General features: G+C 53.2%; 20 protein-coding genes. 9 read left to right on the forward strand and 11 right to left on the reverse strand.

Features of this window, described 5'->3' with window-relative positions; genetic code table 11:
- Positions 1 to 45: 45 nt before the first annotated feature.
- Positions 46 to 1497: an FAD-binding oxidoreductase gene (locus ACPUC7_RS16645; protein ID WP_494923737.1), complete on the reverse strand. Its 1452-nt coding sequence runs from the start codon at positions 1495 to 1497 to the stop codon at positions 46 to 48.
- A 28-nt stretch (positions 1498 to 1525) separates the two neighbouring features.
- Positions 1526 to 2311, reverse strand: coding sequence for an SDR family oxidoreductase (locus ACPUC7_RS16650; protein ID WP_343551448.1), 786 nt, complete (start codon positions 2309 to 2311; stop codon positions 1526 to 1528).
- Positions 2312 to 2697: 386 nt separating this feature from the next.
- On the opposite strand from ACPUC7_RS16650, the gene ACPUC7_RS16655 reads away from it, so the two are divergent.
- Both ACPUC7_RS16655 and ACPUC7_RS16660 read left to right on the forward strand, forming a co-directional pair.
- Positions 2698 to 3969 carry an MFS transporter gene (locus ACPUC7_RS16655; RefSeq protein ID WP_494923738.1) on the forward strand — a complete coding sequence of 424 codons (1272 nt, stop codon included), beginning with the start codon at positions 2698 to 2700 and terminating at the stop codon, positions 3967 to 3969.
- Position 3970: 1 nt separating this feature from the next.
- Entirely contained in the window at positions 3971 to 5425 is a 1455-nt protein-coding gene (locus tag ACPUC7_RS16660) for an FGGY-family carbohydrate kinase (RefSeq protein ID WP_494923739.1), read from the forward strand.
- On the opposite strand, the gene ACPUC7_RS16665 is transcribed toward ACPUC7_RS16660, so the two are convergent.
- Positions 5422 to 5994 (reverse strand): glycerol-3-phosphate responsive antiterminator, encoded by a 573-nt coding sequence (locus tag ACPUC7_RS16665; RefSeq protein ID WP_494923740.1) that lies wholly within the window; start codon positions 5992 to 5994, stop codon positions 5422 to 5424. The genes ACPUC7_RS16660 and ACPUC7_RS16665 overlap by 4 nt on opposite strands.
- Before the next feature lie 18 nt (positions 5995 to 6012).
- A complete protein-coding gene (locus ACPUC7_RS16670) occupies positions 6013 to 6930 on the reverse strand; it encodes a LysR substrate-binding domain-containing protein (RefSeq protein ID WP_343551453.1) in 918 nt (305 codons plus the stop codon).
- Positions 6931 to 7154: 224 nt separating this feature from the next.
- On the opposite strand from ACPUC7_RS16670, the gene ACPUC7_RS16675 reads away from it, so the two are divergent.
- Genes ACPUC7_RS16675 through ACPUC7_RS16690 form a run of 4 tightly spaced genes read left to right on the forward strand, consistent with a single transcriptional unit; the run spans position 7155 to position 11534 of the window.
- The gene (locus ACPUC7_RS16675) at positions 7155 to 8525 is read left to right on the forward strand and encodes an MFS transporter (protein ID WP_494923741.1); all 1371 of its coding nucleotides are present in this window, start codon (positions 7155 to 7157) and stop codon (positions 8523 to 8525) included.
- Positions 8526 to 8537: 12 nt separating this feature from the next.
- Positions 8538 to 9038 (forward strand): formaldehyde-activating enzyme, encoded by a 501-nt coding sequence (gene fae / locus ACPUC7_RS16680; RefSeq protein ID WP_343551455.1) that lies wholly within the window; start codon positions 8538 to 8540, stop codon positions 9036 to 9038.
- Between the two features lie 13 nt (positions 9039 to 9051).
- On the forward strand, positions 9052 to 10098 hold the full coding sequence (locus ACPUC7_RS16685; RefSeq protein WP_494923742.1) for an aldo/keto reductase: 1047 nt from the start codon (positions 9052 to 9054) through the stop codon (positions 10096 to 10098).
- Positions 10095 to 11534, forward strand: a complete 1440-nt coding sequence (locus ACPUC7_RS16690) for an NAD-dependent succinate-semialdehyde dehydrogenase (protein WP_494923743.1) — start codon at positions 10095 to 10097, stop codon at positions 11532 to 11534. Before ACPUC7_RS16685 ends, ACPUC7_RS16690 begins: the two co-directional genes overlap by 4 nt.
- A gap of 36 nt (positions 11535 to 11570) precedes the next feature.
- Here ACPUC7_RS16690 and ACPUC7_RS16695 read toward each other — a convergent pair whose 3' ends face one another.
- The 7 genes from ACPUC7_RS16695 to mntR all read right to left on the reverse strand — a co-directional run bounded on the left by ACPUC7_RS16695 (position 11571) and on the right by mntR (position 20092).
- Positions 11571 to 13163 carry an ABC-F family ATPase gene (locus ACPUC7_RS16695; RefSeq protein WP_343551459.1) on the reverse strand — a complete coding sequence of 531 codons (1593 nt, stop codon included), beginning with the start codon at positions 13161 to 13163 and terminating at the stop codon, positions 11571 to 11573.
- Positions 13164 to 13347: 184 nt separating this feature from the next.
- On the reverse strand, positions 13348 to 13749 hold the full coding sequence (locus ACPUC7_RS16700) for an H-NS family histone-like protein (protein ID WP_343551460.1): 402 nt from the start codon (positions 13747 to 13749) through the stop codon (positions 13348 to 13350).
- Positions 13750 to 14166: 417 nt separating this feature from the next.
- Entirely contained in the window at positions 14167 to 15690 is a 1524-nt protein-coding gene (locus ACPUC7_RS16705) for an efflux transporter outer membrane subunit (RefSeq protein ID WP_494923744.1), read from the reverse strand.
- Between the two features lies 1 nt (position 15691).
- Positions 15692 to 17260: a DHA2 family efflux MFS transporter permease subunit gene (locus ACPUC7_RS16710; RefSeq protein ID WP_343551462.1), complete on the reverse strand. Its 1569-nt coding sequence runs from the start codon at positions 17258 to 17260 to the stop codon at positions 15692 to 15694.
- Positions 17257 to 18387 (reverse strand): HlyD family secretion protein, encoded by a 1131-nt coding sequence (locus tag ACPUC7_RS16715; protein ID WP_494923745.1) that lies wholly within the window; start codon positions 18385 to 18387, stop codon positions 17257 to 17259. Before ACPUC7_RS16715 ends, ACPUC7_RS16710 begins: the two co-directional genes overlap by 4 nt.
- Positions 18388 to 18502: 115 nt before the next feature.
- On the reverse strand, positions 18503 to 19612 hold the full coding sequence (locus tag ACPUC7_RS16720) for an SLC13 family permease (RefSeq protein WP_494923746.1): 1110 nt from the start codon (positions 19610 to 19612) through the stop codon (positions 18503 to 18505).
- Between the two features lie 21 nt (positions 19613 to 19633).
- Positions 19634 to 20092 carry a manganese-binding transcriptional regulator MntR gene (gene mntR, locus ACPUC7_RS16725; protein WP_008102536.1) on the reverse strand — a complete coding sequence of 153 codons (459 nt, stop codon included), beginning with the start codon at positions 20090 to 20092 and terminating at the stop codon, positions 19634 to 19636.
- Between the two features lie 218 nt (positions 20093 to 20310).
- Here mntR and ACPUC7_RS16730 point away from each other — a divergent pair, with 218 nt between their 5' ends.
- From ACPUC7_RS16730 to ACPUC7_RS16740, 3 genes are all read left to right on the forward strand, one after another.
- Positions 20311 to 20505: a hypothetical protein gene (locus ACPUC7_RS16730; RefSeq protein WP_494923747.1), complete on the forward strand. Its 195-nt coding sequence runs from the start codon at positions 20311 to 20313 to the stop codon at positions 20503 to 20505.
- A 390-nt stretch (positions 20506 to 20895) separates the two neighbouring features.
- Positions 20896 to 21624 carry a gluconate 2-dehydrogenase subunit 3 family protein gene (locus tag ACPUC7_RS16735; RefSeq protein ID WP_494923748.1) on the forward strand — a complete coding sequence of 243 codons (729 nt, stop codon included), beginning with the start codon at positions 20896 to 20898 and terminating at the stop codon, positions 21622 to 21624.
- Complete coding sequence (locus ACPUC7_RS16740) at positions 21624 to 23402, forward strand: GMC family oxidoreductase (protein ID WP_494923749.1); 1779 nt, start codon at positions 21624 to 21626, stop codon at positions 23400 to 23402. Before ACPUC7_RS16735 ends, ACPUC7_RS16740 begins: the two co-directional genes overlap by 1 nt.
- Positions 23403 to 23407: the final 5 nt, after the last annotated feature.

Here is a 23407-nt window from a genome sequence, read left to right on the forward strand (position 1 = left end):
CGCCTTGTAAGGTCGCCATTTATGGTGACCTGGCTAATCCCAGCGTTACTCCTGCGGGAAAATGGTGCCTTTATTCATAATCCCATTTGGATCAAAGGCGGTTTTCAGCGCCTGCAAAATCGGCCAGGCGCTGCCATGTTCCTGCTTCGCCCACTGCACACGATGCTTACCAATGCCGTGGTGATGCACCATCGAACCGCCGAGTTTCAGCGTCTCTTCCACAATCATGCCATTCAGCGGCACGTGATATTTCGCCATCTCCTCTTCCGGGCGGCAATCCACCACGTTGTAGTCATAGACGAAATACATATTGGTGCCGTTGATGTAGCTGTGCGATGAGTGGCCGCCCAGCATGGTGATATCTTTGGCGTGTGGAAACTCGGTGCGAATGCGCTTCAGCACGTTTTCGTAGATGGCGTTGATGGTTGACCAATCGCCGGATACTTCGGTGGTGAAGCCCATGTTGCCAGTGCGCTTGATGTGCTCACGTTCAGCCGCCACTTTGTCCGGTCCCCAGTTGAGGTTTTCGAACCAGGTTTGGATCAGTTTGCTGTCCACCGCTTGGCATTCACGATGCTGCGCCACGATCTCTTCAATCCCTTTGCCGGTAGCTTCGCTGATGCCGCGCGTTCCTTCAGCCATAAAGATCAGCACACATTTTCCTTTCGAGAAGTGGCTGAAGTGCTGATTGGCATCTTCTGGATCGTACAAGCGGGCAATCGAGGGGCGATAACCATCGACCATCACTTCACGCAGAATGGCGAAACCGGTTTGCATCGAATCAAGCAGGAAACCATAGAAACGGTTGTTTTCTGGCTGATATTTAAAGATCTTCACCGTTACTTCAGTGATGTAGCACAGCGCGCCTTCGTTACCGATGATCACATGGCGAATATCCGGACCTGCCGCACGACGTGGCACGTTTTTAATGCGAGTGATTTCACCATTCGGGAATACCGCTTCCAAACCGACCACCATGTCTTCAATCGCACCGTACAGCGTTGAGAATTGGCCGATGCTGCGCGTCGCCACTAAACCGCCCATCTGCGCCAGTGGCTTAGACTGCGGTGAATGCCCGGTGGTATAACCTTGCGCACGCAGTTGATTTTCCAGCACTTCCAGCGTGACACCGCACTGCGCCGTTACCTGCATGTTCTCGATATCAATCTTGATGACCTGCTTCATCTCTGAGCCATCCAGCACCACTGAATCACGTGCGGCGGTTTCCAGCCCGCCTTCAGTTGCCGATGCACCGGTGCGCGGCACACCATTGATCTGGTGCTTATTCATAAAGGCCAGCACATCAGAAACTTGTTGGGTACTTTGTAATTTCACCACAGCCGCGGGAATCGGCAGCGTATAAACACCGTGAATGTCGGCATATTTACGGAAACGATCGTGGCTGCTGCGTTTTAATTCCGCTTCGTCAGTGATGACATGCTGCGGACCAACGATCTCTTTTAACTGTTCGACAATGGCTTCACGTGAAAGCGTCATATTCTATTCCTCTATATTAAATTAAATACTAGCGGACTCGATATCCACCATCGACAACGAGCAAATGGCCGTTGACATAATCAGAAGCGCGACTGGCTAAATAAACCATCGCCCCCATTAAATCCTGGGTATTTCCCCAACGATTGGCGGGAATATGATCCAATACGCGTTGATTGGTTTCGGGATTGCTACGGGTGTTTAAGGTGATAGGCGTGGCGTAATATCCCGGCGCAATACCGTTGACCTGAATATTGTGTTGGCCTAACTCATCGCAATACGCTTTGGTTAAACCGGCAATCGCATGTTTAGTGGCGGCATAAGCCGGCGATCCTTGTCCACCGAGCCATGAAAACAGTGAGCAAATATTAATAATCTTGCCGTGTTTCTGCGGCACCATTATTTTCGCTGCCTGATGGCTCATCTCAAAGGCGGCGGTGAGGTTCACCTGGATCATTGGGTCCCAATCCTGGCGATCAAACTCCAGCACAGAATTTAGCTTACAGATCCCGGCGTTATTCACCAGAATATCCAGTTGGCCAAAGCGCTCCAGACACTCGGCAACAATGCGCGCCGGTTCGCCGGGTTGAGTGATGTCGGCCTGCATGAATTCAGCACGAACACCGCAACTTTCAATCAGTTGGCGCGTTTCTGGATTGGCTGGTGCCAGATCCGGAATAAACACATTGGCTCCCGCTTTGGCTAAGGCCACGGCAAAAGCCTGGCCGAGACCACTGTTGCCGCCGGTAACAATCGCGCTTTTACCGTGCAGTCCAAAGAAGTCGAGAGAAAAACTCTCTAGCGCTTCCGTCGTCATAATTGCACCTCCTGGCTGAATAACGGGCAATAAAAAAGGAGAAAAGCAAGCTCCTTCGCAGTGAAGCGAAGAAGTTACTTTTCTCCTAATCTCGAGTAACTGTTAATTACGCTAACATGCGTGTTTTAAAATAAAAAGCCAATAAAAAGCGATCACAGTCACAAATACACACCTTGAAAAACCGTTCTGAATTTTGCCGATAAATAAATAGGAAAATACCGAGTGAATATATAAAACTCATTTTGTGAGTATCTTCACAGCGTCTGCACTTTACGCCGTGATAGAAATGTCGTCCGTTACTGTCTGAGACGAAGAGAAAAGTAACTTTCCGCCAACGCGGAGAGGACACTTTTCTCTTTTTTTTGTTTCTAATTTGGGGTTCTGAGATGCAAACCAATAATATCACCCGCTGGTTAACGCTTGCGGTAATTAGCATCAGCGGAGGCATTAGTTTCGACCTGGCCTATTTACGCTATATCTATCAGATTCCGATGGCGAAATTTATGGGTTTTTCCAATACTGAAATCGGCTTAATTATGAGCACCTTCGGTATTACGGCGATTTTACTTTATGCGCCTGGCGGCATTATTTCCGATAAATTTTCGCACCGCAAAGTGATGTCAGGCGCGATGATCGCTACCGGATTATTGGGGTTGATTATGGCAACCTATCCCCCGCTGTGGGCGATGCTGCTCATTCAGGTGGCGTTCGCCATTACCACCATTTTGCTGCTGTGGGCGGTGTCGATCAAAGCCGCTTCGCTGCTCGGCACGCGTGAAGAGCAAGGCAAAATCATGGGCTGGATGGAAGGTTTGCGCGGCGTCGGCGTAATGGGTTTGGCGCTGTTCACCGTGTGGGTGTTTGCGCAGTTCCATCCTGACGATCCTAACAGCCTGAAAGCGGTGATTCTCATCTATAGCGGTACCTACATTGCTTTGGGCATCGCCTGCTGGTTTTTAGTCAGTGATGGCTTCGCACAACATCATGACGACGAGCCTTCCGCTTTTAGCCTGCAACACGCCATTCGCGTACTGAAAATGCCGACCACCTGGTATTGCAGCATGATCATTTTCGGTGTCTATACGCTGTATGCCATTCTGAGTTATTCCACTAACTACCTCTCAGAGATTTATGGCATGTCGCTGGTCGCGGCCAGCTACATGGGCATTATCATCAATAAAGTGTTCCGCGCCATTTGTGGCCCGATGGGCGGCATGCTGACCAGCTACAGCCGCTGGCGTTCGCCAACTCGCGTGATTCAGGTGTTTGCGTTAGTCAGTTTCACTACGCTGATTTTGTTGTGGTTGGTGACACGCCAGCCGGTGAGTTTAGTGCTGGCGATTGGCTTGATTCTACTGATGGCGTTCACCTGTTACGCCTCACGCGGCCTCTATTTTGCCTGCATCGGCGAAGTGAATACGCCGAAACAAATTCTTGGCACCACCATCGGCATTTGCTCAGTGATTGGCTTCTTGCCGGATGTGTTTGTCTATCCGGTGATTGGCTACTGGCAGGATACGCTGCCGCCCGCCCTCGCCTATCGCAATATGTGGATGATGGGCGCGACGGCCAGCGTGTTGGTGCTGGTGTTTACCGCCTTGTTAATGGGACAAATCAAGCGCGTCGCTGCCACGACCGCGCTCGCAAAAGGAGTCTGAAATGTCTGCACGTTATTTGATGGGCATTGATGTCGGCACGCAAAGCGCCAAAGTGGTGATCTTTCAGACCGATGGAGAAGTATTGTGCAGCGCGCAACAGCCGCTGCGACCGCTCGCCATTCCGCAGCCGAATCGGGCGGAACATCCCGACGATGATCTCTGGACTTCGGTGCAGCAGGCGTGTCGCGCGGCAATGGCACGCTTTTATCAGCTCGGCGGTCAACAGCATCAATTACTGGCGGCGGGACTGTGTGTGATCCGCTGCTGTCGCGTATTGATGCGCGCCGACGGCGAGCTGGCATGGCCAGTGATTAACTGGATGGATGCGCGCCTGAATCAGGCTTATCAACATGAAGTCGCTTACGGCGAGGTACGTTGGATCACCACCACCTCGGGTTATATCACTCACCGTTTAACCGGTCAGACGCGCGATACCAGCGCCAACTATATCGGTTGCTGGCCGATGGATGATACGCGCCAGGATTGGGATGAGGCACAGATGTCCGCCTGCAATTTACGTCGCGAACTACTGTTTGATGTGGTGCGTCCCGGTGAAGCGCTCGGCAATGTCACGCCAGCCGCGGCACAAGCCTGCGGTTTACCGGATGGCTTGCCGATCATCGCGACCGCGCATGATAAAGCCGTTGAAGCCTTGGGAGCAGGTGCGCTACAGAGTGATGAAGCGCTGATCTCGCTTGGCACTTATATCGGCGCGATGGTGCATGGCGATGAAACGCCGCGCAGCAGCGATCACTTCTGGCCGTTCCAGGCCGCGCTGCCAAAACGATTCCTCTATGAATGCATGGGCGTGCGCCGCGGCATGTGGACCATTAGCTGGTTCCGCGATCAGTTTGGTGCGGCGGCGGTTAAGGATGCACAGGATCACGGCATCGATATCGAGAGTTTGTTGAGTGATGAAGCCAGCCGTGTGCCAGCGGGCAGTGATGGATTGATCACCTTGCATGATTGGGCCGCGCCCGCACAGGCACCGTGGCGCAAAGGGGCTATCATCGGTTTTGATGGCCGCCACACGCGCGCGCATCTATTTCGCTCGCTGCTGGAAGGTATTGTCTTCACCATGAAGAACCACATGGATCCGATGATGGCGGCGCTGGATCGTCCACTGGCGCAGTTGGTGATTTCCGGCGGTGGCGCTAACAGCGATCTGTTTATGCAGCTGTTTGCCGACATCTTTGGTGTGCCCGCTCGACGCAATGCGATGCGCAGTTCAGCGGCGATCGGTTGCGCCATCAGCGCCGGTATGGCGATAGGTGTGTGGCAGGATTATCGCGCGGCGGTAGCGGCGTTGGTCAAAACCGGCGAAACCTTTATGCCCAACGCCGTACATCATGCGCATTATCAACAACTCAATCAGCAGGTTTATCAGCAGTTGCATGCGGCGCTGGATCCGCTGCTGCAGCGTTTAAGCCCGCTGGCTGAATTGCCTCTCCGTTAACTTCGCTGCGCTAACGGCCAGACGCCCGCGTTGGTGGTGGACACTGCCAACGCGCCAGCCGCCAGCGCCAGGCGCGCATCTTCTTCATCACACACTAATCCGCCAGCAATGATTGGATGGCTGATACGTTCGGTGATCCATCCCAGCACTTTTGGCATGCAGCCGGGCAGGATTTCCACGATATCCGGCGCGGATTGCGCCACTTGTTTTTCGATGTTGTTGAAGGAGATGGAATCAAGCACAAACAAGCGATGAATGGCCCAGAAACCGTGCTGGCGTGCTGCTTTCAGCATCGCCGGTTTGGTGCTGATGATGCCATCGGCTTGCGTGACAATTTTCAGAAATTGAATCACCACTTCCTGGCGCGAACTGCCTTCCAGCAAATCAACATGGATGAAGGCGATTTTCCCGGCCTGTTTTATCTGTCCGACGATGCGTCCGATGTTGCAAATGTTGCCGTACAACACCGAAACCACCTGACAGGGTGAATCGATCGCCTGTTGCAGGCTCTGCGCATCTTTCACCGCAGCCACCACCGGCGAGCTCTTTAACAAATCAACTAAATCCACGACAAACCATCCTTTCCATTACAACGTAAGACTGGCGAGCGGTGCGGCGGCATTGAAGCGCTGCATTTCCGTCATCAGCCAGTCGCGAAAAACCGTCACGCGCGGCAGTGTTTGCTTGCCGCCCGGCACTTCCAGCCAATAACCATTGGCGCTGGCGAGCATCTGCGGTGCTATCTGCATCAACACACCGTTGTTGAGTTCATTGCGCACCATCGCACGATCCAGCACTGCATAGCCAGCGCCGGTGACGCAGGCGTTGATCACCTGATCCTGGGTGCTAAACGCCAACCCATTGTCCTCCAACGATGGCGCTTCACCACAGGCTTGATACCAGCGTGTCCAGTTATCCAGCCGGCTGTCGCCATTGAGGATGTGCAGCTGCGGCATCAGATTGATGTCCGGCCAGACGCCATCCAGCATCAATAATGGACTGCCCACCAGCACCAACGTTTCATGGCACAACCATTCCCCTTCCGCGCCTGCTAACTGCGCTTCTTCCTGCGATCCAAAGCGAATGGCGCAATCGAAATCGCTGTATTTCTGCCGCGCTTCACTGATCAACATGATTTGCAGTTGGCGATGCTGCTGACGCAGCGTGACGAGGCGAGGTGCCAGCCAGCGGGTGGCGAAGGTGGGGGCAACTTGTAAACGCAGGTGCTGGCGCGGGTTGTGCTGCTGCACGCCGCGCACGCCCTCTTCCAGCAGATCCAGCGATTGACGTACCACCGGCAGCAGTTGAATCGCTTCCGGTGTGAGCAGTAAACCGCTGTGGCTGCGCACGAACAGATCTTTGCCGAGGAAAGTTTCCAACTGACGCATCTGGCGACTGGCGGCGCTTTGCGTCATGAACAACGCATCGGCGGCTTTGCTGAAACTCAAGGTGCGGCAAGTCTCTTCGAACAGCCGCAACATATTGAGAGAAGGCAATTTTCTCATCCCTGCCTCCGGCAGACATGGCATTAAATCAAGTCGCCAATCTAACCTCAGCCGATTCACACAAGGAGAAGCAAACATCAAATTTATGAGAGCAATCACAGGAAATTGCGGAATAGGGGTATGACTTTTTCGCACTCGCCTATGCCGCAGTCAAATGTCACAGTAATTTCTCATCCAGATAACAATAAAATAACAATCATCTCTCCAACCCAGAAGGAAGGAACATGAATCAAACAACGCTGATGGATGATGTACCCTTAAATCGCTTTCACCTCAAAATCACCGGTTTGACCTTCGGCGCGCATCTTACCGACGGCTACATCCTCGGTTCGGTTGGCTTCGCGCTGACGCAAATGACACCACAAATGGCGTTATCACCGTTCTGGCAAGGCATGATTGGCAGCTCAGCGCTGATCGGCTTGTTCCTCGGCAGTTTGGTGCTGGGCTGGATCGCCGATACCGTCGGCCGCCAGAAAATCTTCTGCTTCAGCTTCATCCTGATCACCCTCGCCTCTGGCATGCAGTTCTTCGCGCAATCTGCGGAGCAACTGTTCCTGTTGCGGGTGTTGATCGGCTTTGGACTCGGCGGCGACTTCGCGGTCGGCCATACCATTCTGGCGGAGTTCGCACCGCGCAAGCATCGCGGAGTGTTACTCGGCGCATTCAGCGTGCTGTGGACCGTCGGCTACGTGGCAGCGAGCTTTGCCGGACATCTGGCGCTTAACGCGCATGAAGATGGCTGGCGCTGGTTACTGGCTTCTTCCGCACTGCCCGCACTGGCGATTTTGCTGCTGCGCATTGGTACGCCGGAATCACCGCGCTGGCTGCTGCGCAAAGGACGTCGTGAGGAAGCGCTGGCGATCGTTACACGCCTGTTTGGCCCGAACGTAACGTTGCCGGAAGAGCGCGCACAAGCGCCCGATGGCGGCTTAGGTGCACTTTTCCGCCCACGCTATCGCCGCCGCACCGCATTCAACTGCTTGTTCTTTGTCTGTCTGGTGATCCCGTATTTCGCCATCTACACCTTCCTGCCCGCGATTCTGAAACAGATGGGGTTGGATCAGGGCTTCGCCACCGACTTGCTGTTGAGTGGCCTGTTATTGGTCGGCGCGGTTTTGGGCATTGTGTTGACCGCCATGTGTTCACGTCGCGGCTTCCTGATTGGTTCGTTTATCTTCCTCGCCGCCTGCTTAATTCTGCTCAGCGTGCTGCACAACAGCGCGGGCATCTGGCTGATTTTGCTGTTCGCCGCTTTCACGCTGGTGATGTCGGCAGTCAGCAATCTGGTGGGTGTGTTCCCGGCGGAAAGCTTCCCGACAGATGTGCGCTCACGCGGCGTCGGTTTCGCCACCTCAATGAGCCGTCTCGGTTCGGCGGTCGGCACTTTATTGCTGCCGCTGGCGATCGTCAATTACGGCGTCGGCGGCACCATGGCTTTACTGGCAGCCATTCTGGTACTCGGCGCGCTGGTCTCTATCGCCTGGGCACCGGAAACCAAAGGATTGACGCTGACCGATGCGTCACAAGACACACCGCAGGCTGATAAAACCCTCAGCCCGCACGCTTCAACTTCAACTTCAACGCAACAGCTGTAACTGGAGGCAATGATGGAAATGTATATCGGTGAAGGTTTCGCAGGCGACGGTGTTAACGCCTCGCACATCAATATCATGATTGGGCCGCGTGACGGCGTAGTGGGACAGGCATTCTCCACCAGCCTGGCTACCCCGTCGCAAGGACACTGCCCATTTATGGTGGTGATCAAACCTAACGTGCCAGCCAAACCGATGACGCTGTACGTGAACAAAGCCGCGATTGCTGGCGATTTGCACGGCAACGCCACTTGGGGCGCATCGCAGGCGGCGATTGCCAAAGCCGTCACCGAAGCGCTGCTGAAAGGCACCTTGCCTGCCGAAGCCGAAGATGAGTGGTGCATCGTGACTGCCAACTGGGTCAATCCCGGCTGTACCGATTTGGACGAAGTGTTCGCCAATAACTATCGTGCCTGCACGGTAGCGATTGAGGCAGCAATGGAAAAATTACCGGGGCGCCAGCAGTTGCAGCAGGCGTTACCTGAATTGGGCAATCCGTTCTATTCCCCGAAGTAACAGGAGTTGCAGCATGGAATACATCAATCTCGGCCACAGCGGTTTGCGCGTCTCCCGTCTTTGCCTTGGCACCATGAATATGGGCAGCAAGAGTTGGAAACCGTGGATTTTTGATGAGGCGCAAAGTGAGCCGATCATTCGTCATGCGCTGGAAAACGGCATTAACTTTATCGATCTTGCCGATTTCTATTCCAGCGGTGCCGGTGAAGAAGTGGTAGGTCGCGTGCTAAAACGCGTGGCGCAGCGTGACGAATTGGTGCTGACCACCAAAGTCGGTTATCCGCTCGGCGGCGGCCAGAATAATCAGGGCCATTCGCGCAAACATATTCTCGATAGCATTGATGGCAGCTTACGCCGCCTCGGCACCGATTATGTCGATATGTACATGCTGCACTACTTCGATGTGAACACGCCGATCGAAGAGACGTGGGAAGCGATGAACAGCATCGTGCGCAGCGGTAAAGCGCGTTATGTCGGCGTCTCAACCATGTATTGCTGGCAACTGGCGAAGATTTTGTGGTGCTGCGAGCGCAACAACTTCGTTAAGCCGATCAACATGCAGTTACAGCTCAACTGCGCCTACCGCGAAGAAGAGCGTGAAATGCTGCCGTTCTGCCGCGATCAAGGTTTGGGCGTGTCGGTATTCAGCCCGCTAGCGCGCGGCTTACTGAGCGGTGACGGGCAATCGGTGCGTAATCAAACCGACTTCTTTACCCGCGAAATGTATGGCGATGAAGCGTCATTGCAGATTGCTGAATCGGTCGCTCGCGTAGCGGCAGCTCGTGGACTTTCCAGTGCACAAATCGCCCAAGCCTGGGTGCTGTCCCATCCGGGCGTGGATTCGATGCTGGTAGGCGCCGACAGCGTGGCGCAGCTGGATAGCGCCATTGCCGCTATGAGCACGCAACTGGATAGCGAAGAACGCTTCGAACTGGAACGCAATTACACGCCATGCGATGTGATTAATGACTATACCGCCGGCAAACGCATTGCCCGCCACAGTCGCGCAGCACGTACCGTGTTTGCCGATCAGATTCAACCTGCGAGGAATATTGCATGACAACTTCACTGCTACGGACCGGCTGGTACTGTAATGGACAATGGCTGGAGAGCGATCGCACTTATGACGTCACCAATCCCGCCGATGAAAGTGTAGTGGCGCGCGTGGCTAACGTTGGCGAAGCCGAAACCACACGCGCCATTGCCGCGGCGTCCGCTGCCCTGCCCGCCTGGCGTGCCTTAACCGCCAAAGCGCGTGCGGTGATTTTGCAGCGCTGGTATCAATTGATCATCGAAAATCAGGAAGCGCTGGCGCAGTTGGTGGTGCAGGAACAAGGCAAAGTGCTGGCCGAAGCGCGCGGCGAAGTGCTGTACGCCGCCAGCTTTATCGAATGGTTCGCCGAAGAGGGCAAACGTGCCAACGGCAAAACCATTCCTTCGACCAAAGCCGGTAACCTGATCCTGACGCTGAAACAGCCGGTTGGCGTTGTCGCGGCTATCACGCCGTGGAATTTCCCGCTGGCGATGTTGACGCGCAAACTGGGCCCGGCGCTGGCGGCAGGTTGTACCGCCATCGTTAAACCGGCCAATGAAACGCCGCTGTCCGCTTTTGCCTTGCTGGTGCTGGCGGAGCAAGCCGGTGTGCCTGCCGGCGTGCTGAATGCGGTGAGCGGCGAAACCGTGGAGATTGGGCGTACGCTGACGCATGACGATCGCGTGCGTAAAATCTCCTTCACCGGTTCCACTGCAGTCGGCAAATTGCTGATGCGTGACGCTGCCAGCTCGGTGAAAAAACTGTCGCTGGAACTGGGTGGCAACGCACCGTTTATCGTGTTTGACGATGCCGATATCGATGCGGCGGTAGAAAGTGCGATGGCGGCCAAATTCCGCAATAGCGGGCAAACCTGTATCTGCGTAAATCGCTTTTACGTGCAGGACGGCGTGTATGATCGCTTCGTCAACAAGCTGGCTGATGCGGCGCGTGCCTTAAAAGTGGCGCCTGGATTGACGCCGGGCGCGCAGCAAGGTCCGCTGATCCACCAGCGCGCGATGCAAAAAGTGGAAGCGCATGTGCAGGATGCAGTGCAACGTGGCGCACGTTTGCTGTGCGGCGGCGAACGTCACGCATTGGGCGGCAGCTTCTATCAACCTACGGTGCTGGCCGATGCCAATGAGCAGATGCTGCTGGCGCAGGAAGAAACCTTTGGCCCGGTGGCGGCATGCTTCCGCTTTAGCGGCGAAGACGAAGTGATTCAGCGTGCTAACGATACGCCTTACGGATTAGCGGCCTATTTGTGGACGCGCGATCTGGCACGAGCGCTGCGCGTGACGCCACAACTGGAGAGCGGCATGGTCGGTGTGAACGAAGGGATTATTTCAACCGAAGTGGCACCGTTTGGCGGCGTGAAAGCATCAGGTTTGGGTCGCGAAGGGGCAGATGTTGGGTTGGAAGAGTATTTAGAAACCCAGTATGTGAATATTGGGCAGATTGGATAAAAATTAAGGGCGGCTATCAAGCCGCCCTTGTTCATCTTAAACGATGCCCTGACTGCGCAGGTAATCTTCGTAATTGCCGGTGAAGTCGACAATGCGATCGCCTTTCATCTCCATCACGCGCGTGGCCAACGAGCTAACAAACTCACGGTCATGCGAGACGAAGATCAAGGTGCCTTCATACATTTCCAGCGCCATGTTCAGCGATTCAATCGATTCCATATCTAAGTGGTTGGTCGGTTCATCCATAATCAGGATGTTCGGCTTCTGCATCATCAGCTTGCCAAACAGCATGCGGCCCTTCTCACCACCCGACAGCACTTTTGCTGGCTTATTGATCTCATCGTGACCAAACAGCAGACGGCCAAGGATACTGCGCACCGCTTGTTCGTCGTCGCCTTCCTGCTTCCATTGGCTCATCCAATCGAATACGGTCAAATCGTCGGCAAAATCTTCGGCATGATCCTGCGCGTAATAACCAATGCGCGCATTCTCCGACCATTTCACCGTGCCGCTATCTGGAGCCAGTTCACCGACCAGTGTTTTCAGTAATGTGGTTTTACCAATACCGTTGGCACCGAGAATCGCCAATTTCTCGCCGACTTCTAACATCAGGTTGAGTTTATTAAACAGCGGACCGTTATCGAAACCTTTGGTTAATGCTTCCACTTCCAGTGCATTACGGAACAGTTTCTTATCCTGGTCAAAACGAATAAACGGGTTTTGACGGCTAGACGCTTTAACCTCTTCCAGCTTAATTTTATCAATCTGCTTAGCACGTGACGTCGCCTGACGCGATTTAGAGGCGTTGGCGCTGAAGCGGCTCACGAATGATTGCAGATCGGCAATTTGCGCTTTCTTCTTAGCGTTATCCGATAATAGACGTTCGCGTGATTGTGTCGCCGCGGTCATATATTCGTCATAATTACCCGGATAGACGCGCAGTTCGCCGTAATCCAAATCCGCCATGTGCGTGCACACCATATTCAGGAAGTGACGGTCATGCGAAATGATGATCATGGTGCTGTTACGTTCGTTGAGTACTTGCTCCAACCAACGAATGGTATCGATATCCAGGTTGTTGGTCGGTTCATCGAGCAACAAAATATCCGGATTGGCAAATAATGCCTGGGCTAACAGCACGCGCAATTTCCAACCCGGCGCAATTTCGCTCATCGGGCCGTAATGCTGCTCCACTGGAATGCCAACACCCAGTAATAATTCACCGGCACGTGATTCCGAGCTGTAACCATCCATTTCACCGTATTCAACTTCGAGGTCAGCCACTTTATAGCCTTCCTCTTCGCTCATTTCCGGCAATGCATATATACGATCACGCTCTTGCTTCACGGCCCACAATTCATTGTGGCCCATGATCACGGTGTCCAGCACACTATATTGCTCAAAGGCAAATTGGTCCTGACGTAACTTACCGATACGTTCATTTGGGTCGAGGGAAACATTTCCTCCCGTCGGCACCAAATCGCCGCCCAGTATTTTCATAAAGGTAGATTTACCGCTGCCGTTCGCACCGATTAAACCGTAACGATTACCGCCGCCAAATTTAACGGAGATATTTTCGAACAGCGGCTTACTGCCGAACTGCATGGTGATATTGCTGGAAACTAACACGGCTTTACCTTTGTTACGCAGTGGAGGAAAAAACAGCGGGCATTATGCCAGAAGCAAGGCCCCGGACGCCACCTCTGCGCCGAAGGCAGACGCGCTTATGTTGAGAACGTGTTGTTGCTTAAACAGAAATAAAAAAGCCGAGAACATCGCTGCTCTCGGCTCCCACTGACAAGGATTGTGCGGATTATTTGATCAGGAAAGTATCGAGGCTTTTACCTGAGTCCAGCGCTTTCTTAATCGCAGCTGGGGTACGGCCTTGACCGGTCCATGATTTCTGCTCACCGTTTTCGTCGGTGTAAGAATATTTCGCTGGACGCGGAGCACGCTTGGCGCGCTTTTTACCCACTTCCAATGCACCCAGTAATTCGTTCGGGTCAATACCGTCAGCCAACAGCATTTCGCGATATTTAGACAGCTTCTCTTCTTTTTCGCGATTCTGCGCTTCTTCAGCGTTTACTTCGTCGCGACGTTCAGTCACAACAACAGTTAATTTTTCCAGAATTTCTTCCAGATCGGTCAATGGCAGTTCACGAGCCTGCGCACGTAATGTGCGAATGTTGTTCAGAACTTTAAATGCGTCACTCATCACAATGTCCTTGCTTAAGGGGGTTAATTAAAACTGTAGTGGCAAGATTACCTAATTCAAATAAAAAAATAAATTAATTTTCGAGCCTGGATTAATCTGAAGTCGCTTACCTATTTCTTACATTGCGCTTAAAAGCGACAGGAGCACTTTAATTAACCATGAATTAACAAGCAAGGATTGTTACTAATGTGACTAAAAGAATCGATTTCAACGCGATATTCTCGAGGTATAAACAATCATTTAGCGGCTAATGCGCGGTGCTGCGAAAGTGCACGTAAAGGTAAGCAAGGATTAATGGTGTAAGGGAAAACCTATTTTCAGTGGTGATTATTATATTGTTGAGGATGAGAGAGAAATCTCATTTTTTTACTGTATCGATAAAAAAAGCCGCTGTTCAGGCGGCTTGTTTAACGTTAATTAACGCACTTCCGTTGCCGGGCCAAACACAGAATAGTCTGGCAGGTTGACGTTTTGATAAGGTTCCCAGCCGCCGCCCAGCGCTTTATATAATGCCACTAAGTCCAATGCACTTTGCATCCGCGCTTGGGTTGATTGCGCTTTTGCTTGCGCCAGTTGGCGCTGTGCATCTAACACATCAAGGAAGGTTGAAATCCCCTGACGATAACTGTCGCTGGCCAAATCAAAGGCGCGTTGTAATGCGCCGGTGGTTTCATCAAGAGCAATAACTTGCTGCTGATCGGCGCGATAACTCACCAAGGCATTTTCCACATCCTGCAATGCGGTTAATACGGTTTGACGATAATCCAGCGCCGCGCTCGCCTGCTGCGCGCGTGCCAATTTCACGCTGGAAACTAAACGTCCACCCTGAAATATCGGAATCGACAACGATGGACCGATGCTAAAGAAGTGGCTGCTCCAGTCATCCAAATAACTGGCATCGGTATTTCGTACCCCCAATTGTCCAGTCAGAGACAAGCTGGGGAATAAATCGGCGACTGAAACACCAATATTGGCAGTTTGGGCATGCAGCGTGGCTTCAGCCTGACGAATATCCGGGCGACGTCGCGCCAGCGTGGATGGAATGCCGACCGGCACCAGCTTCGGTAACGCCGGTAGCGCTTTATTATTCATCAACTCGTTATCCAGCGCGCCAGGGGTTTTCCCCAATAACACCGCTAAACCATTCATCGCCTGTAATTGCTGCGCCTGATATTGCGGCAATTGCGCATTGAGTGACGCCAATTGCGCGCGCGCATTTTCCACATCGGTGGTCGGCGCCAGACCGTTACGCTGCTGGCTTTGGGTTAATTCCCAGGTTTGCTGCGCCACGTCGATTTGCTGTTGCAAAGTATTCAGCACCGCTTGCGCGCCGCGCAGTTGCAAATAGGCGCGCGCCACTTCCGCTTCTAAAGAGACCAGTGCATCGTTGCGTTGCTCGATAGCCGCTTGCTGTTGCGCGTCGGCGGCTTCCATCTGGCGGCGTACTTTGCCCCACAAATCTAATTCCCAGCTGGCATCGAAACTGCCTTGATACAACGTGACCGAATGATCCAAACCGTTTAGCTGGCTGGCCACATCACTATCCACCTGGTCGTAAACGCCGTTGGATTTTAGTAATCCTTTTAAACCGAGTTGCTGCCGCGTAACTTTAGCGGAGCCATTCAGAGAGGGAAATAAGCCGCCGCGGGCTTGCGCCAGTTGTTCACGCGCGCCAGCAATGCGCAATACCGATTGTTGCAGGGTTAAATTGCCAGCAATGGCGCGTTCAATCAGGCTATCTAATTGCGGATCGTTAAAACTTTTCCACCACAGGGGATTGGTGGCCGCCGCCAGCGGTTTTGACGCCTGCTGCGACGGTAAATCATGATAAGCACCCGGCGTATGCGCTTGTGGCGGTTGATAATCAGGCCCAACGGCACAGCCCGCCAGCAATAATGACAGCGCAAGCAATGTCAGCTTATAGCGCGAAATGGGGTTCATTTTAATGTGCTCCTGCACCGCCTTCGCTCTTAATCGGCGAAAGCAACCAACAAAATGGAATCAATAGCAGAGCCACGATACTCAGGCCCATAAAGACGTCGATGTACGCCAGAATACGCGATTGCGCGATCATCTCCTGATACAGCTGCCCGCTCGCCAACGTCAGCGGATCGCCCACCGCCGTGGTGTAGTTGCGAATCGCATCAGCCCAATGCTGCAAGGTGATATTAAACGGCTCATTCAGCGGCGACATGTTGTGCACCATATTGGCCGACCGTGTCTGCATGCGTTCAGTAATTCCCGCGGTGGAAAGCGAGATGCCAATCGATCCAGCGACGTTACGGAACATGGTAAACAGCGCGGAAGCATCAGCGTTCAAGCGCTGCGGCACGGTAATAAAAGCAATGGTGGTGAGCGGCACGAACAGGAAGCCAAGACCGATTGACTGCGCGCTGCGCATCATTACCAGCGTGGTGAAATCGACGTTCGGCGTTAAAGAGGTGGAATAGAAGAACGCGCACGCCAGGCAGGTAAAGCCAAAGGCGATGATGTAGCGCGTTTGCACCAGCGGCATCAGCTTCAATACCAGCGGAATGGTCAGCACTATTAATATCGCGCCGGGCGACAGCACCAATCCGGACCAGGTGGCGGTGTAACCCAAATCCTGTTGAGCCAGCTGCGGAAGCACCACCGAGCTGCCGTACAGAATCATCGCCATGCCCGCCATCAGCAAACCGGCAACCCAGAAATTGCGGTCTTTCATCACCGTGAGATCAACCACCGGCTTACGCGCATACAGCAACCAGTAAATCGCCCCGATAATGCCGATCACCGCCAGCATGGCGAACAGGCGGATAAAGTGCGAAGCAAACCAATCTTCATCTTCGCCGCGATCGAGGAATACCTGCAAACAGCCCAAGCCAAGCGTGATCAGGCTAATGCCGATATAGTCGATTTTCAGTTTGCCTTTGGCCCATTTGCGCTCCCACGGCGGATCTTCCAGCAATTGATAAATTGCCATCACGGTAAGAATGCCGACCGGGATATTAATAAAGAACACCCAGCGCCAGCTGTAGTTATCGGTAATCCAACCGCCAAGCGTCGGGCCAATCACCGGCGCGACGATAATCGCAATTGAGGAAAGCCCAAACGCTTTGCCGCGATCTTCCGGTTTGAAGTAATCGAGCAATACCGATTGCTGCACCGGTTGCAAACCGCCACCGAAAAAGCCCTGCAACACGCGGAACAAGATGATTTGCCACAGTTCAGTCGCGATGCCGCACAGGAATGAGCAGATGGTGAACATCACGATACAGATTAAGAAGAACTGCTTGCGACCAAACAGGCGGCTGAAGAACGCCGAAATCGGCAATACGATGCCGTTGGCGACCAAATACGAGGTGAGCACCCAGGTCGATTCGTCGTAGCTGGAGGAGAGTGAACCGGCAATGTGCGGCAGCGCCACGTTAACGATGGTGGTGTCGAGGATCTCCATAAACACCGCCAACGTTACCGTGATAGCGACTAGCCACGGATTGCTGGCCGGACGCCAGCTTTCGCTCGCACTCATTCCACGGTTACCTTCGGCTCAACCGACAAGCCGAGCGGCAGCGGATGATTAGGATCGAGCCCTTTATCAATGACGATTTTCACCGGCACGCGCTGCACAATTTTCACGTAGTTACCGGTGGCATTTTCCGCCGGGAAGGTGGAGAAGCGCGAGCCGGAACCCATTTGCACGCTATCAACGTGCCCTTCCAGCTTCATATCCGGCCACGCATCAATGCTGATTTCCACTTTATCGCCCGGATTCATGCGCGCCAGTTGCGACTCTTTGAAGTTGGCATTGATCCAGATGTCCGGTGACACCAGTGAGAACAGCGCCGAGCCCGCTTGCACCAAGGTGCCGAGCTGCACATTACGCTTGGTGACAAAACCATCGTAAGGCGCGCGCACTTGGGTGTAAGACAGGTTCAGTTCGGCGGTATTGAGTTGCGCCTGCGCCTGCTCAACTTGTTGCTGGCGCGCCTCAACATTGGTTTCCTGCTGACGAATTTGCAGCTTCACCTGCGAAGCCACTTCAACCTGCGCTTTAGCGCTTTGCAATTGCGCTTCGGCTGAACGCAACTGCGCGGCAGCGGTATCAATATTACGTTGTGAGGTGGCGCGCGGATCAACACCGCGTTGGCGACGGTAATCCGCCTGCGCGTTGAGCAAATTCGCCTGTGCTTTGGCTTGATCGGCTAACGCCTGATCGCGCTGCGCCGGATATTGCACGCGTGATAAGGCAAGTTGTGCCTCTGCCTGATGCAGCTGCGCCTGCGCCAGTCCGAGTTGTGCTTTGGCCTGATCGCGCTGCGCTTCGGTATCGCGTGCGTCGATTTCGACCAGCAGATCGCCCTGCTTAACGCGCTGGTTATCTTTCACCAGCAGCTTGACCACGTAACCGGAGGCTTTCGGCGCAATCGTCACCGCATTGCCTTCGGTAAAGGCATCGTCGGTGGTTTCGATATTTCGCGTGGTAAACCAGAACCACAATCCCACCAGCAGCATGATCACCACCACAATGGCGAGGAAGATCAGCGGTTTTTTGCCGGGTCGCTTACGTTCAGGCTGGTTGTCATCTTGATCGGAATTGTAAGTGTGGTGCGCATCCTGCTCATCGCGTGCAGGCGATTGATTGTGGTTTTCACTCATAATTTTTCATCATAGGCAGTTGTCCCGATTCTCGGGCAAAAACGGTCAAACTAACCTTAGATGGGAAACTGACAAATGCCAATGCAACTTTACATAAGCCGACACTGGCATCGAATTAACGCAATAAATGCAAAAGCAGCCAGCCGCCGAGCATCGACCAAGCCAGCATCGGAATGGAAAACAGATGGAAGCGCCACCACACGCGCGCATCCTGTGCCATACGTAAGGCGATTAAGTTAGCCAGCGATCCCGGCAATAAACCAAAACCACCAATATTCACCGCCCACGCCAGCACATCGGACGGCGGGACTTTTTGCAACAGCAGAATCGTTGCTGGCACGTTACTGATAATTTGCGATAAGCCAATCGCCAACAAATAAAGTCCGCCCTCACCCATCTGGCCAATCGCGGCAAAATGCGGTTGCAGCCACGGTAAATGCATCAGCAAATAGACGTCGATAAACATCGCGACAAATACCAGCAATAAACTCCAGTCGATACTGATTAATACGCTGCGCGCCATAATCAAGAAACAGACCGCCACCAGCAACAAAGCCCAGCCGGTGAGTTTTAACTCCAACGCCACAATAAAGACGATATACAACAGCACGCTGACGACAAATAACGGCTTGCGCCAGGCCTGCGTTTCGCTTTGCTCATGCTTTTGAATGGTGCGTGCTGGGAAGCTCCACCACGTCAGCACCATCAACGTCAGCATTAAAAACGCCGCCAAAGGTGCCATTTGTACAATAAATGCCGGAACGCTCAGCGTGCCGTGGCTCCACAATAAGATATTTTGCGGATTGCCGACCGGCGTTAATAACGATCCGGCATTCACCGCCAGCGCTTCAAAAATAATTAAACGCGAAATCGGCAAGCGTGAGAATTTGCGTAAGGTTAAGGTCAGCGGCACCAAAATAAACAGCGCGACATCGTTGGTGAGAAAAGTGGAGAGCAACGCGGCGGCGCACACCATAAACAGTGCCAGCGCACGTTCATGGTGGAATCGCTGAATCAGTCGTGCGCCAAGCACATCAAAATAGCCGCTGTTTTCCAGCCCTTTGGTCAACATCAATAAGCCGGTCAGCGTCATGATGGTGTGCCAGTCAACCGCGCCCGGCAGTTGCGACCAGTGGAAATCCGCCAGCGGCAGCATCACCACACCCAACAGCAACAACAAATGCAAAATACGATCACGCATTAAGGAACGAAGCACGATGGGCATGGTGGCGGAAGCCTTTAAAGGTTAGCGACTCTCGTAAAATTTCTGAAACACGGCCAGCGTTTCATCACTGACGTGATGCTCGAGGCCTTCAGAATCCCGGCGCGCGGTTTCCGGGCTGACGCCCAGCGCTAACAGGAAGGTTTCAACAATGTGATGACGCACGCGGCTCGCCTCAGCCAGCTTCTCGCCTTCGGCGGTTAAAAACACGCCGCGATAAGGCACTTGCTCTACCAAGCCGGTGGTGCCCAAACGCTTCAGCATTTTCGCCACGGTTGGCTGTGAAACGCCCAAACGCGCGGCCATATCCACCTGACGTGCTTCACCAAATTCACGAATTAAATCAGAGATTAACTCAACGTAGTCATCGATCAGCTCACGACGATGCGCTTCGCGCACCTGACGAAATCCTTCGACATGCTCCTCTATCTCTTTCAGCGGCCCCTGGGGCATGTTGGTGGCGATTTTTGCACGACGACTCATTCAACTTCCTCTTTATTATCTGCCGCACTATACCTGCGGTGCGGGCTGGCTGCGCTCATTGTAAACCAGGCACAAATAAGCACAAATTTTTCCTAAATAGTGTTGGCTAAAGAGTATAGCCAGTGCTATCTTTGTTCGTAATGTAAGCGAATAGCTTATAAAGGATGCAAAGCTGATTGCTCCTTGTGTTCAAGTCGTCAATCACTCGGGAGGTGAACATGACTACCATGAAAAACTGCCTCGACTGTGGCAAATGCTTCCAGGTTGAACAGAGCAAACCGGCTTTTGAGCTGAAATCGCTGCTGTGCCTGTTTAGCCGCTCGCCGTTTGCGCTGCGTTTGATGCTGATTGAAAAGCTCACCGGCAAACAGCTCGTTGAACGTCCGTGCCCTAACCTGATCTGGCGCGGCTAAACTTCTCCCCATTCCAGTAAAAGGTGGCCCGCAAAGCCGCCTTTTTCATTTTTGCATTATCCCTACATATTTTGTTACCTTTTTATCCCCTCTGCTTCGTATTGTTATTGAACTAAAGCACATCGCTTATCCCACTTGAGGCTGAATCGCTTCAATTCGGCACGACTTTTGTAACTTACGTAACCATCAAACCATTAGGCTGCTAACTTTCTTGTTGCAACCTCTTATCAACATTGATTAATTTCCATATAACAAAATTCACATCGATATAACAAACTACGCAGAAAAAGCCGCAAAACGATAAAAAACATTCTGCGATCAACAATTTCGCTGTGACAGAGATAAAAAAAGAATCAACCCAGGGTGGGTTTTTCGTAAGGAAAATTAGCAATGTCAGAAAAAATGCCTGAAGAGCAACCATCGGGCCGGAGACGATTTTTACAAAAATCGCTCTCGCTCATTCCTCTCGCCGCCGCAGCCAGTACCGGTGTGGTTTCACTCTCCTCCCCCGCAGCAGACAAGCCGCAAGGCGTGTTATCCGATTACGTTCCGGCCTACTTCAATGATAAAGAGTGGAAATTTATGCTCGCCGCACTCGATCGCTTGATCCCTGCCGATGCCAATGGCCCCGGCGCAATCAGCGAAGGCGTGCAGGTATTTATCGATAAGCAGATGGAACTGCCGTATGGCTACGGCCGTTTGTGGTACATGCAGGGTCCGTTTGCTGAAGCCGCGCCAGAGATGGGTTATCAGTCGCATTTAGTGCCGCGTGAAACCTATCGTTTAGGCATTGCGCTGGCCGATCAGCACTGCCAACAGCAATATCAAAAAGATTTCTATCAGCTGGAAACTGCGCAACAGGAAGAGGTTTTACGCGCGTTGGAAGCCGACAAACTGCGTAACGACGCCATTCACGGCAAGCAGTTTTTCGAGCAACTGCTGGAAAACGCCAAAGAGGGTTATCTCGCCGATCCGATTCACGGCGGCAACCAAACGCTGGCGTCGTGGAAAATGATTGGTTTTCCCGGCGCTCGCGCGGACTTTGTCGATAACGTGCAACAGCCGAATAAACCCTATCCGTTTGGCCCAGTCAGTATTTCCAGCAAAAGGAGCGTGTAATGGCGGCAGTCAAAAAAGCGCCCGTCGATGTGGTGATCGTCGGGTTTGGCTGGACCGGTTCGCTGATGGCAATGGAATTAGCCAGTTCAGGATTGAACATCGTAGCGCTGGAACGTGGTGAAAATCGCGATACCTATCCTGATTTCTCTTACCCGCGCATTGCCGATGAACTCACCTACGGCATTCGCCTCAAGCTATTCCAGAATGCCTCGAAAGAGACCGTCACCGTGCGTCACACCACGCAGGAAACCGCGTTGCCTTATCGCCGCTTTGGTTCTTTCCTGCCAGGCGATGGCGTTGGCGGTGCCGGTACGCACTGGAATGGTCAGCTGTGGCGTCCGCTGGAAGCCGATCTCAAAATGCGCAGCACGGTGATTGAGAAATACGGCGCCGACTTCATCCCGAAAGACATGACGGTGCAGGATTACCCGTTCACCTACGCGGAGATGGAACCGTACTTCGACAAGTTCGAAAAAATCTGCGGTGCAGCCGGTCAGGTCGGCAACCTCGACGGCAAAACCGTTGAAGGCGGCAACCCCTTCGAATCACCGCGTAAAAATCCCTATCCCACCAAGCCACTGAAAACATTGTATGCCGGCGAGCTGTTCTCGAAAGCCGTTACGCAACTCGGTTATCACCCGTTCGAATGTCCGGCCGCCAACTGTACCGAAGCCTGGACCAACCCATACAACGTGCAACTTGGCGTGTGTAACTACTGCGGCTACTGCGAACGTTTTGGCTGCTTCAACTATTCGAAAGGTTCACCGCAAAGCTGCGTGATCCCGGCGCTGCGTCCGTTCAGTAACTTTGAACTGCGCACCCAAGCGCACGTGATTCGCGTAAATACCGACAGCAGTGGTAAAAAAGCCACCGGCGTGACCTATATCGATGCGCAAGGCAACGAAGTAGAACAACCGGCCGATCTGGTGATCCTCAGTGCCTTCCAGTTGCACAACGTGCGTTTGCTGCTGCTGTCGAAAATCGGTAAACCGTACGATCCGCAAACCGGCGACGGCGTAGTCGGCAGAAACTACGCCTATCAGATGACCGGCGGCATCAAGCTGTTCTACGACAACGATAACTGGTTCAATCCCTTCGCGGCCACTGGCGCAACCTCTACCGTTATCGACGATTTCAACGCCGAAAACTTTGACCACAGCAAACTCGGTTTTGTTGGCGGCGCCACCATTTCGGCAGCGTTTTCCGGCGGTCGCCCAATTCAGCAAATGGGCATCCCGAAAGATGCACCGCGTTGGGGTTCAGGCTGGAAACAGGCGATCAAAGATAATTATCTTCACAACATGAACGTGGGATCGTCCGGTTCAGTGATGCCGTACAAACAGTGCTATCTCGATCTCGATCCAACTTACCGCGATATCTACGGCCAGCCGCTGCTACGCATGACCTTTGACTGGCAGCAGAACGAGCTGAAGATGACCAACTTCATCAAAGGGAAAGCGGAAGAGATCGTCAAAGTGATGAATCCGAAGCATTACGAATTGGGCTTCAAAACGCTGGATAGCCATTACGATGTGCGCCCTTATCAATCAACGCACACCACGGGCGGCGCGGTGATGGGTGACGATCCACGCACCAGCGTGGTGAACAAGTATCTGCAAAGCTGGGATGTGCCGAACGTGTTTGTTACCGGTGCGTGCTGCTTCCCGCAAAACCTGGCTTACAACCCAACCGGTATCGTCTGCGCCACGGCGCTGTTCGCGGCGGAGGCTATTCGCAGCCGCTATCTCGCTAACCCTGGCCCACTGGTTCAAGCCTGATAAGG

The organism is Pantoea sp. CFCC18179 (assembly GCF_059412405.1).